Source organism: Pantoea sp. X-Soil-OKNW-556, assembly GCF_059730695.1.
Genome location: NZ_AP035992.1, coordinates 1 through 11,740, shown reverse-complemented (window position 1 = coordinate 11,740; position 11,740 = coordinate 1). Strand labels below are relative to the sequence as shown.

At 48.5% G+C, this 11,740-nt stretch carries 9 protein-coding genes; 5 read left to right on the top strand and 4 right to left on the bottom strand.

The features are described 5' to 3' along the window. Positions 1–70: 70 nt before the first annotated feature. The 3 genes from AC6I8T_RS23800 (at position 71) to AC6I8T_RS23790 (ending at position 3,034) form a co-directional block, all read left to right on the top strand. Positions 71–1,306: a hypothetical protein gene (locus AC6I8T_RS23800; protein ID WP_497834533.1), complete on the top strand. Its 1,236-nt coding sequence runs from the start codon at positions 71–73 to the stop codon at positions 1,304–1,306. Positions 1,307–1,471: 165 nt separating this feature from the next. After that, on the top strand, positions 1,472–2,335 hold the full coding sequence (gene repA / locus AC6I8T_RS23795) for a plasmid replication initiator RepA (protein WP_497834532.1): 864 nt from the start codon (positions 1,472–1,474) through the stop codon (positions 2,333–2,335). A 405-nt stretch (positions 2,336–2,740) separates the two neighbouring features. After that, positions 2,741–3,034: a hypothetical protein gene (locus AC6I8T_RS23790; RefSeq protein ID WP_497834531.1), complete on the top strand. Its 294-nt coding sequence runs from the start codon at positions 2,741–2,743 to the stop codon at positions 3,032–3,034. A gap of 71 nt (positions 3,035–3,105) precedes the next feature. Here AC6I8T_RS23790 and AC6I8T_RS23785 read toward each other — a convergent pair whose 3' ends face one another. Further along, the gene (locus tag AC6I8T_RS23785) at positions 3,106–4,956 is read right to left on the bottom strand and encodes a glycosyl hydrolase family 18 protein (RefSeq protein ID WP_497834530.1); all 1,851 of its coding nucleotides are present in this window, start codon (positions 4,954–4,956) and stop codon (positions 3,106–3,108) included. Between the two features lie 284 nt (positions 4,957–5,240). Then, positions 5,241–6,203: a lipid A-modifier LpxR family protein gene (locus AC6I8T_RS23780; protein WP_497834529.1), complete on the bottom strand. Its 963-nt coding sequence runs from the start codon at positions 6,201–6,203 to the stop codon at positions 5,241–5,243. Positions 6,204–6,518: 315 nt separating this feature from the next. Here AC6I8T_RS23780 and AC6I8T_RS23775 point away from each other — a divergent pair, with 315 nt between their 5' ends. Together AC6I8T_RS23775 and AC6I8T_RS23770 are read left to right on the top strand one after the other, a co-directional pair. Continuing rightward, on the top strand, positions 6,519–8,057 hold the full coding sequence (locus AC6I8T_RS23775) for a hypothetical protein (protein ID WP_497834528.1): 1,539 nt from the start codon (positions 6,519–6,521) through the stop codon (positions 8,055–8,057). Between the two features lie 75 nt (positions 8,058–8,132). Next, complete coding sequence (locus AC6I8T_RS23770) at positions 8,133–9,332, top strand: RHS repeat domain-containing protein (protein WP_497834527.1); 1,200 nt, start codon at positions 8,133–8,135, stop codon at positions 9,330–9,332. A 37-nt stretch (positions 9,333–9,369) separates the two neighbouring features. On the opposite strand, the gene AC6I8T_RS23765 is transcribed toward AC6I8T_RS23770, so the two are convergent. Both AC6I8T_RS23765 and AC6I8T_RS23760 read right to left on the bottom strand, forming a co-directional pair. After that, complete coding sequence (locus tag AC6I8T_RS23765) at positions 9,370–10,353, bottom strand: ParB family protein (protein ID WP_497834526.1); 984 nt, start codon at positions 10,351–10,353, stop codon at positions 9,370–9,372. Between the two features lie 2 nt (positions 10,354–10,355). Continuing rightward, positions 10,356–11,558 (bottom strand): AAA family ATPase, encoded by a 1,203-nt coding sequence (locus AC6I8T_RS23760; RefSeq protein WP_497831658.1) that lies wholly within the window; start codon positions 11,556–11,558, stop codon positions 10,356–10,358. Positions 11,559–11,740 lie beyond the last annotated feature (182 nt).

The window sequence follows — 11,740 nt, the reverse complement described above, 5'->3', positions numbered from 1 at the left end:
TTATCTCAGTGATTGAATATGACTCCAGATATCATTAACGAAAGTTTTCAATATTTCGCAAGAGGATAATATGAATAGAATTCATGATAACATCACGAATCTGAAAGGTTGGGTTGTTGTTGATCAAGATGTAACCCACAGCCAATATGAAATGTCAGCTCACATTGAATGCATTGAAAATGCTCAAAAGACACTAACGCAGCCCCCTGCAAGGCGAAGAACTAACCTCGGGAGGTTGTTCAATCGCATCATTCCAGGTACGCCAGAAAAAAACATCCGCAGCGCACAGAAAACTATTGAAACGATGCTAAAGGAAAAATCATCTCCCGTTGAAAAAGCAGAGGCGCTACTGAATTACCTGTTAACTAGCGAGTTACCACTTGATAAAATCCTGAACCTGGAGAAGATCGACACTGAAATACTAAAGGCATTAATTCAGAATATTGGCAACAAGATGCTCTACATCTTTACGCCTCGAGAACACGTCATCACGCTATTTAATACTATTCTCAATCCCCTCTATGCATTGCAGGACGAGAAATCACGTCGCGTTTCAACCTGGTTGCAACATGAGCTTTTGTTGTTATTCCGATCATTAACGAACACAACGACAGAAGATTGGAAAACTGTTGAATTCCTGCATAATCTGGCGGTGTATAAAGAAAATTTTTATCAACTCACAGGCTCACGCCAACAAGGCAGGTGCTGTCAACCAGACCACATTCCCGTTGCCACGCAAGAGACATCACCCATTGCTGATTTACAACGAACTGAGTATTTATGTAATCAATTAGAAATGGATATTTTACAGATTGATTTCTCATCAAATAACTCTGGAAAATTCGTCACCCCGGCCATTGAAATCCTTTCTCTGATCATATCAAATATTTATTTTGGCATCGTCGCAGCGTCATTAATGAAAGACAAAACACGTTCTGGATATTTTATGACAAGAAATGCAAACATGATGGCAACCCTGTTAGCCACCGTAAGCACCCTTTACAAAAAAATAATTAGCTTCACAAACACCGGTGATAATAAAAATGAAAAAGGCCTCATCACTGTTGCCCCTGACCATAAATTTATCGCGTATAACTATTCTGATTTCGTCACGCATGTCGAGGTTACAGAATGGCAAGGCATAAAAAAAACACTTCGCGTCCCCCAAATGACACCGCAAAGTCAAGCCCAATTTTCTTCCGCATTCGCTATCGCTGGCTTCAGTCAGGAAGCGGCAGCATTAATAACAGGTCTTGACCGGAAACTGAGTATTCTTTTCGATCTTAACGCTCCTGCAACAATATAGGCAGAAGAAGAAACGTTTTGCTGTGATCTGTCGCCCTGATTTACCGCTTGTGCGTCATCTCTCACAAATAAAACAGAGGTCGATCGCAGCAATTCACATCGCCCTTTCCAGACGTTGATAAGATGCGTTACTCTCCCTGCGAGATAACGCCACAGGGAAGATGTAATGGCACTGAATCAGGGACGACAGCGTGGAGATCATTCCACGCAATGTAAATGCAGCACACCTTCATATTTCCGTTCACCGGATTTCAAAAAATTGCCTGGCGAGTTAGGACGCGCCTACCACAATCTGGTGGGTTATCAGGCACAGGGCACACCCTACCTCAAGCGCCGGGTGTCGCGTGATATCTTTTTTGTCCAGTTTCGTCATCTTGGCAAACGTTGTCGCGATTTTCGTCCGGAACGCAGAAATCTGATTGATGCACTCTGGCCCCTGCTGATCAGTAAATTAGATCTCGCCACCGGATTAGTCACCGTATGCCTGAGCGCACTGGCGCAAGCCCTGTCGCCGGTCGATGCCCACGGCAATCCAATCCCGGAACAGGCGGTGACTCCTTCGCGTATTTCGCGCCTGGTCGACACACTGGTGAAATATGGTTTGCTGGAGTTACAGGCGTTGGGCTGGGATACCAGACGTAAGATGTTTTTACCTAAATATGTTGCTCTGACCGAGCAGGGCTGGAAACTCACGCGCTGTAATATCGACAAACTCTATCAGGAGCAGCAGCAACGTTTGCAGGATGTTGCAGGCCAGTCGCCACCACAAACGCAATTTCAGGCCAGAAGAGAGTGGCTGGCGAAAAAGCGTGTCAATGTACTTATCAGTCGTAATCAGGCAATTTCTGCCAGCAAACGTGTCGCCCGTCTGATTCCTCTGTCGCTGGAGGAGCGTAAACATGACATCGCCAGCTGGCTGAGTAAGAAACTACCGTTTAAACAGCGTATCTCTGGCAACTTTGTCTCGTTAATCTGGCAAGAACTGCGCCGCAGAGGATTGGCTTCATCCTCGCCACCCGATACAAAATAATCCTCCGTCCGACCCTTTTCCTGACCTTCACGCCCCGTGTTTGCGATCCCCCTCGCCTGAGACAAAAGTGCGCCTGGTTATTCGCCATTTTACGCGCGAATTATAGCCACCCAATAAATCAAATAAGGCATCCTGCTGCTAAGGGATCCGCAAAATTCAGCGCATTTATGTTTATGCACATTTATCTGCAAACTGAGTGTCCGGGTTAACTGCAAATTAATTATGCTTTAGCTGCAAAATAATATCTTCATTAAACACTCATTAATCAAAACAATTATCAGACCAGAATAAGCGGGGATAAGCTGAAATAGATAAAGTCAGAGTATAAAAAAAACACCCGGCAGCATAATTTGGCCGTTCATCGGTATGGCGATGACGACTTACCCAACCCATCAGGAAAAGATTATGACGGAAGCACTGCTGATTTTGTTGAGCGCAGCACTCGGCTCAGCCTTGTTTTGTTTCTATGGTCGGACCGTCAGTAACCGGCTAACGGCCTTTGTTTTCATTGTTGCCACCCTGGGCGGTTGGTTACTTTCCCCGGCCTTTGCTCGTCTGGCGGATATCGACGAGCCAGAAATTTTCGCCTTCGTCACCGCATTCGTTATTTTTCCGCTGTCAAAAAAATTCCTGCATTGGGTGAAGGATTTTACGGTGGAAAAGATATTTTTACGGTTTTTTGGTGGCAATAAAAAATAAACGCGCAGAAATGAAAAAGCGGCTTCGGTAAAAACGAAGCCGCTTTACATTACGTATCGCCGGGGTATGCGTTATTCAGCTACCCATAAGCTGACAGCAGCATCAGGGGCCCAGTGATTGGCACCCACATGCGACTGCAAACAGCGATACACTTTTCCATTATAGCTGACTTTATCGCCTTTACCGTAAGCTGTACCGGCTTTAAACGCGGTTGTAGCGCCAGTGTCACCACCATTGCCCGGCTCTTCGACTTTGGCTTTCACCAGCACACGGGTAATCGCTGTGGCGCTAAATTCCTTGTCCTTCACCGTAACTGAGAACGTCAGGGTGGTGTCGCTATTCACCTGTGGTGCCACAAAGGTGGTGGTCACGCGATTAGCAACAAAGTTTACTGTCGGTCCAGAGGTTTGTTTCCACTCATAGCTCAGCACATCGTTATCCGGGTCGGTAGAACCGGACGCGTCCAGCGTTACGCTGGCGTTGCTCTGCACGGTTTGATCCACACCCGCGTGGGCGATTGGTGCCTGGTTTGCCGGACCGTTATCCGGTTGTTCCGTGGGTTTCACCACCACTGCAACACTCTGACTGGCAGGGGACTCATTACCCGCCGCGTCTTTCGCCGTAATCCAATACTGATACACCACATCGTTCGGCTGATGATGTTGAATATTGTTATCAACCCAGGCAGTTGTCATTGAAGTCCCCACCTGCATGCCATCGCGCCAGATGGTGTAGCCCACTACACCCACGTTGTCGCTGGAAGGCTGCCAGTTAAGAATGACGCTGTTATTCTGCTGATTGTGGGTGATGCCAGTCACAATGGAAGGCGCTTCCACATCCGGTTTCACATCCGGCAACGTGTCGAGGGTGTTTCTGTAGCGATTAGCGAATTCGTAACCGTAACTCTGCCCTGCTTTGTTTTTCCCGTTGTCCCAGTTAACGGACCAGGTCATCAGACCCTTGATTGGCTCTCCAGCCGTCGTCAGACGGGCCAGCGCGTTATATACCGCCTGCGGATCTTTCACATAACCGTTAGCTGCCGCATCGTTATTGGTCGGCAGACCAATAACCAGCTTATTGGCGGGGATTTTGGTAAAGCCGCGAGTACCGTTAGCCAGACTATCGGTCAGATAAAACAGGAAGTGCTCCTTGAGGGCATCGTCGTTCTGTGTCAAATACCAGACACCCACTTGCGCATGTTCTTCAGTATTCATATCCACACCCGCACCATTCTGGTTGTAATATTGCGGCGCGATAAAGTCGTAAACCCCTTCCAGGTTCTGGAGATAAGGTTTATAGGCACCTTCGGTGGTCAGATAGGGGAATTCCGGTGCCATGCTGATAATAAAATGTTTACCCTGCTGCTGATAATGCGCACGCACCATTTTCAGCGCTGCCGGGATTACCGAGCTGTTATCGCCTGCCGTAATGGCACTCTGCTCAAGATCAATATCCAGCCCGTCAAAACCATAAACCTCAACCAGACGAATGATCTCATCCGCCAGCGCCTGCTCCTGCCCTTTATGCAGCAGAATATGCGCTTCAGCGCCGCCAAGAGAGATAAGTACAGGACGACCTTGCGCATTGAGTTCAGCTACCTGCGCGCGAAACTCTTCATCGGTGGCGTTATAAGGTTTAAAGGTGGGAATATTGCCGTCTTGTCCGTCGAAAACTTTCATAAAGGCGACGCTGACAACGTTAAATTCCGCAGGCACTTCGCGCAGCGATATGCTGGATGGCAGACCGCCGAGATAGCCCATATTATCGCGGGTGCCGGGCCAGTTGTGCCAATACCCCAGCAACACTTTTTTATTACTGATATCTGGCATCTGTGATGCCGCGTCCTGCGTGGCAGCGTGTGCCAGGTTTCCTGCACCACACAGCAGCAATGCCAGAGTCAGTGCATTAAGTTTTCTTTTCAAAATAGCGGGCCTCAATAATTAAACATAAATTTCGACCGGGAAAAATACGTTATTATTCAAGCAACCACGATGCGAAAACCCTACAGTTGGCGGAGAATATCAGAGGAATAGATGAGGATGTTCTGACCAATCCTGATGGCGGGTTAAAAACCGCTGCCCCCTATGCCGCTTAGCAGACAGACACGGGGTAATGACAGCGGAAGCGCAGGGAAAAATAAATGCGTGTATTGCGCTACCGTCCCGGTGCACAACACATCGTGCACCAGGCCAGACATAACGCAGAATCAGAAAGCAAAGCCGACACTGGCCAGCACATAAGAGTGGTCATGCCCGCTCTTATATTCCGATGTCACCTTATTGAATGAGAGCGATAACATCACCGGCGTATAGCCCATTGCAGCGCCAACCTGATACTCGTTAACCAAATGTTTGCGCGCCACTGTCTGCTGGTTCGTCTGCTGCGTGCGACCTTCCAGGGTATAATTCTTATCTACCCAACGCTGATTCGCGCCCGCGAATAATTTGTATACCAGCCCGCTATCTGACAGATGCATCAATCCACGGCGGTTAAGCAAACCATATCCATTGTCGGCGTTAAACTGTTTATCATTACCCAACGCCAGGGTGGCCCCCCAGGCGTAGTACTGGAACAGATTACCGCTCACCACCGACAGCTCCGGGTAAAATCCGACATTAATCCCTGCAACATCAATATTCGGTGTCAACGTGACCTGGCTTTTCAACACCGCACCATAACGGTTTTTGATCTGGTCATCCCATGCCGGATATTTATCGCCCTGAATAACCTGGTGCATGGCATTCTGCATGCGTTTGCCGCCCGCATCCTTACCCACAACCCCCACATCTAACGCCAGACGATGTCTGATCCAGTCATTACTGACGCTATTCCAGTCTACTCCGGTGAACAGATAGCCGCTGAATGCGCGGTCTCCCGCTGTCGCGCTGACTTTACGTTTATTTTCGCCAGTGGGGGAAAATAAGTCCTGACCGATATAAAACGCGAGCTGGTTGTCACGGTTAACATCAAGGGCATAACCGAGGAACAGCCCCTGAGTATAATCATCCTGACCACCCGCTTTTTTTCCATACAACATATCCTGGCTACGCTGAAATATACCGCCATCATCGTTTGCCAGTGAAACAACCAAATTATCGGCAGCGGTGATACCCGAATATAGGGAAAGAGCAATGGCTCCAACAGGGATAAGGACTTTATTTAACGACATCGTGTTATACCTTTATAGTGTCATCGTTCGGATTAAATCCAAACGATGAAGAAGCATAAATAATCTACGAAATTCATTTACATGAAAGCATGCTGACAGCGCCGCAACAGCATAATCGCAGGTTTCCCTGGAGCCTATAATCGCAACCTGATAATTAACGGTGAAAGCGAATATCTTTTTTTAGTGACATAAATATCCTGATAACTTCGTGATGTCAGGTGAATATCATTGCCAGTTGATCTTATTTCAGATTTATTATCCCGTACACTCCTCTCTATTTGTTAAGAAAAAGACAATAAATTAAAGGTAAATAAAATGAAAAAAAAGATGATTGCGCTCGGCATTTCACTGCTTTTTAGCAGTGCCGTGCTGGCCAGTGAATTAACTGCGTCACAGTCACCAACGCTATTGCATCATTTCAATGAGAATATTCAGCAACTGGTCAATGACCCGTCGGGTCATGCTTACATCATTACGCGCTCAGGTTATGCCAGCCTGAACAATCGTACTGAGCTTATCCCCTTCACTACATCGCAAATGATCGCACCGCCGGTCTATTCCGGCATGGACTCGGCGGGGAATTTTTTCTTACTTTCAGCAAAAAATACCGATGAACATCATAGTCAGGTCGAAGTCTGGCTTCACAACCCTGCGACCAAAACCTCCCGCCTGCTCTACAGCCAGCAAAAGCCGTATGCTTTCAATAATGTGAACCTGGCGGTTACCCCTAATGCATACGATATGGTGGTGTTGCTGGAAGAAGTGCCGACAAACAGTAAAAAACGCAGCAACCTGACCTTTATCTCCCCGGCCTCCGGGTTTGAAGCTGTCCAGTTCAATAATGTGGATTTTGCCGTGCGTAATGCCATCGTCCACCCGCAGAATCCCCACCGCATTTTACTCCAGGGTGAGCGTTTCGGCGTGAATCACGGGCAAAGCGAATCCGTTGCACAACATATTTACCTGGACTATGCCTCTGCCAGTTACCAACCGGCAAAAGTGATCACTTCGATGGCTCAGCAAGGTATCAGTTATGCAGACAATCTGATCTGTGGTTATACGATATCCACCCCCTCTTTTAGCTGTGGTTCATTCTATCCGCAGCCGGAATCCGGGCTCGAGGCCGGGCCGAGTTGGACACAGCAGTTGCCGGGGAATGGATTACTGAAATATGCAACCATCGTCAAAGGTGAGCGCGATAACGCGCCGGTGGTTTATGCCGGTAACGCGACGCAACTGTATGCCCTGAATGCCCAAACCGGTCAGTTGCTGTCTGAAATTAGTATCCCGACAGAAAACAACGCGCAGTTTGCAAAAAAAATGTTGAGTGATCCGCGCGGCCAGCACCTTTATCAAATGTTTATCTCCGATAACAAAGAAGTGGGCGCCATTACCACCACGGCAGACAACTCAGCATTTAATCCCCTTTTCACCCTGCCGGTACCGAAAGGAGAATTTGGCGTAACTTCGCCGCTGGTCACGGAGCATGCGCTTTACTTTGGTGTCGGACGCGGACTTTACCGCTACGAAGTGAAAGCGGAGGAGGCGAATACCGCCCCGGTGGCGATCGCCGGAAAAGACTTCACGGTGAAATCTAACCCGGAAAGCAGAGGTTATGACCTCAATGGCCTGGCAAGCCAAAATGCCGATGAATATCGCTGGAGTATCGTCTCAGGCAAAGACGACTTTTGGTTGCAGGTGCAGGACCGTGCAGTTTGGGTCAGTAACGTTTATCAACCCACCGCACGAGCGCTGATTCCGGGCGGGAAGACCGGTAAGGTCACTTATCGTCTGGAGGTGAAAAATAAGCAGGGTGAAACGCATTACAGCGATATCACGGTAACGGTAGAGTAACAGAGTGCTCTGTGGATATTATTAATGGATAACTGATGAGTGATAGTCGTTTTCCGTAAATTGAGGAAAACCACTATGGCACAACACCATGAACTTTATCGTTATTGCGCTCCCGGTCAGCGCAGCGAGAAATACGCCCCCTCTGCGCAGCGGAGGCAGCAGGTGCGTTATTTGCCGGGTCTGGAAATACGCATCTGCACCTCCCCTACTCCGCAATCTTCGCGATTACATGTCATTGTCGTGGGGCACAGCCACCTTTACCGTACAGATCAGACTTTTTCCCATTTTAACCTCTGCGACCGCCTCGACAGCATAACCGGCGTGGTGAATGAAGTCGGACAATGGATCAGCCGCGAATGCTTTTATCCATTTGGTGGCACCGCCTGTTGGTTAACTGGCAGTCTTGCGGGCGCAACTATCAAGTTTCAGCGTTATGCTGGCAGGGAGCACGATGCCAGCGGGTTATCTTGCTATGAGTGGCGTTATTATGTGCCGTGGCTGATGCGCTGGCTGAACAGTGACCCGGCAGGCACCATTGACGGGCTGAATATGTTTCGTATGGTTGGTAACAACCCCCAGACGCTGCGTGATCTGGACGGAAGGATGATGGAAGGTTCGTCTGTTAATGAAGTGGATAATGTTGACCAGTTTCTTGCCACGACAGCTTTACCGGAAAGTCTTCAGGTATTGTCCTACCATGACGTTGATGAGGTACTCAAGCAAGATAATACGCCGCATCCAGGGCCCTCACACCCTGATGGATTACAACCCTCCGGCGTAACGGCAAAAGTTCGCGAATATAAAATCAAAGAAACCTTTGAATGTAATGAGTGCAAAAAAAAATATGTATCCGATAGAGAACTATTAAAACATCGCAAAAAAAACGGATGCAAGTTTATATATAAATGTGAAGTAGAGGGGTGCAACAAAGCATGGAGAAATAAAAGTATGCTTGCGAGGCATATGACAACGCACAGTAAAGAAAAAACAATCCCTTGTGAATATGAGGGGTGTGGAAAAATGTTTATTACGAGAGATAATTGCAAGTCACATTTCAACACCTGCCACATGGAAAAGAGATTCCCTTGTTTGACTGAAACATGTCCAATGCTCTTTTCTTCGAAGAAGAATCGTGACTCTCATGTTGCCTTCTGTCAGAAAACCAATGAAGAAGACCGATTTCTCTGCTTATTTTGCGACAATTGGTATACCTCGCCATATTTAGTGAACAGACATGTAATTAAATATCATCCATTATCAAAATCCACCGTATAAATGCTAACGGCGCGATTTATCGCGCCGTTTCGGGAGCCTACTCTTTTATCTTTACCCCTTTTACTCCCGCCAATACCTGCTTGATAGCGGCTTCAATCTGCTCCACAGCGTCTTTAGGTAAGCGTACAAATTCATAACTGATCGCGCGCTTTTCCGCATTCACCTTACGACGGGCCTGCATATTACGATCGTCAAAATCTGCCAGCTTTTCCGTTACCAATGCTTTTGCTTTAGGCGGTACCAGGCTGCGCTTAGCCGCACGGAAATGGCCAAGGATCTGATTTTTTTGTTCATCCGCGCTGTTAATCTGCTGCGGATGCTCACCGATAAGCTTGCGTACCTGTTCCGCCACGTCACCGATCGCCACGCTTTCTGCTCTGGCGTTGTCAGTCACATCAAGCAGTAACTGATAGTCTGGTAACGTCAGTTCCGACACCACCGGGAACAACGCAATCAACTCTGCCGGAACTGAAGCGGCCTGAAAGGCGCGCGTCACTTTGGCGTTAGAGATCCCTTCCACTTTAGCGATGTCGCTTTTGCTCATGCCGTTCTGATTCATCAGGGCAAAGCGCAAGCCCAGTTCACGCAGGTTATGCTCTTTCGCGGTCTGAATGTCGGCCGCCAACTGGCGGGCATCGCTGATATCCAGCTCGTCGTTGGTAACCAACACTTCAAGGCTGGCTCCGGCGAACAGACAGGCGGCACGGCGGCGCGAACCATCCATGATCTCGATACGATTATCTTTCTGCCGACCAATTGCCGGGAAGAATTGTTGCAGACCAATGGTACGCGTGATGTCCCGCACCGACTCCTCAGTCAGCGTTGCCTGATCGCGCCCGTTAATCTGGGTATCGACATAGGTGCGAGATGTAATGTCGCCATGTGGGATCAGCTGTCGGGTAAAGGTGGCGCTCTTGCCTGATTTCAGGGTAAAGGTGCGTGACGCATTGTTGCTGTCGATAAAGTTAGCGATAGCCGTCTGGCCCATGGTGCGACCAATACGTTGAACGGGTTTATGCATACTCACAGCGTACTCCTGATGTATTCAATGCGATCGAAAACAGCACGGGAGAACTGTTCTGCTTCATACTTGGCCTTTCTCAGCGCATCGGCACTGCCCGGATAGGAGAGCGGGTTGGCGCTGATTACCGTGTCAAACGACTCGCCACAACGCTCAAAACCGTCAAGACGCGGCAGTGATGCATCGAGCATCGATTTGGTAAATACCTCGCGCGCATAACTTTGCGACGTGAGATGGTCATGCTTGGTGGTCATCTTCGACATAAAACCAATATTTGCTTTCAGACGAGGCTCAACGCCCTCTTTCTCAATCCGCTCCAGCATTTCCGGCAGACGAGTGAGATACTTCATCGTGGAGTGGAAATCGACCTGCGCCGGTGGCGTCGGTGTCAGCAGAATGTCGCTGGCAGCGATGGCGTTCAACATGAAGGAGTCCAGATGTGGTCCGGTATCTACAAAGATAAAATCATAGTCGTCAGCCAGACGGTCAATCACATTGCGGCGCAGCACCTCCGAGGGCGCAACACCCGGCAGATATTGCTGAACCAGCGCATCCCAGTCACTGGCAACGAAACCGTCATCGATCGATGCGGGCATTACATCCACACCTGGCATTACCGTCGGCTGAATAAATTCACTGCGTAACTGGTCACGTCCGAGGTCATTGAGCATCGCCTGAGCAGCGGTTTCTGCCTTCGAACCAATGCTGTCTTTATGACTTAAAAACATGGTGCTGGATGCCTGCGGGTCAAGATCGATCACAAGAATGCGTAAATCATTATGCAGCATGGCCGGATGAGCACGCATGCCGTGCGCCAGCGTCACGGTGCTGACGGTTTTAGATACACCGCCTTTGAGGTTAACCACAAACACCACAAACGGGCCTTTATGTTTGTCGCGGTATTTTGGGACGTTGCGGTGCTGGTAGATATCAATGACGTTTTGCAGCGTCAACGCATATTGCGCGGTGCTGCCGGTCTGCTTTTTGCCGAACTCGTATCCTGCCTCTTCCATATCACCGATGGCGGCTACCACCGCATGTTTACTTAATAATGGGAAGTTCGCCACCGCGTTACGTGACCAGGTCTGATAATACCCGGTTTGGTTGAATTCAGCCCGTTGCTGTTCAATGTGATTGCTCAGTCCCTGCAATAAACTGTGCGCTCGCTTGGCTGTCTCCAGCACATCGCCATAGTCACGTTTCATAACGTCCTCAGATGTAATGTTTTTTGGCATGATACACAAAAAGCGGGCACCTGCCAATTTTTCAGGAAAATACATTAAAACTGGAATTTTTCCCGAGGATTGGATTTATCTAATCTGACTGATATTTTCATGATAAAGCGGCTGGCAGCCTTGTTGCTGCCTGAAGATAACGTTAAAAATCC

Coding starts and splice junctions, on each gene's coding strand:
- AC6I8T_RS23800 (WP_497834533.1), top strand. CDS start 71: ATGAATAGAATTCATGATAACATCACGAATCTGAAAGGTTGGGTTGTT.
- AC6I8T_RS23760 (WP_497831658.1), bottom strand. CDS start 11,558: ATGAAACGTGACTATGGCGATGTGCTGGAGACAGCCAAGCGAGCGCAC.
- AC6I8T_RS23765 (WP_497834526.1), bottom strand. CDS start 10,353: ATGCATAAACCCGTTCAACGTATTGGTCGCACCATGGGCCAGACGGCT.
- repA (WP_497834532.1), top strand. CDS start 1,472: ATGGCACTGAATCAGGGACGACAGCGTGGAGATCATTCCACGCAATGT.
- AC6I8T_RS23770 (WP_497834527.1), top strand. CDS start 8,133: ATGGCACAACACCATGAACTTTATCGTTATTGCGCTCCCGGTCAGCGC.
- AC6I8T_RS23790 (WP_497834531.1), top strand. CDS start 2,741: ATGACGGAAGCACTGCTGATTTTGTTGAGCGCAGCACTCGGCTCAGCC.
- AC6I8T_RS23780 (WP_497834529.1), bottom strand. CDS start 6,203: ATGTCGTTAAATAAAGTCCTTATCCCTGTTGGAGCCATTGCTCTTTCC.
- AC6I8T_RS23775 (WP_497834528.1), top strand. CDS start 6,519: ATGAAAAAAAAGATGATTGCGCTCGGCATTTCACTGCTTTTTAGCAGT.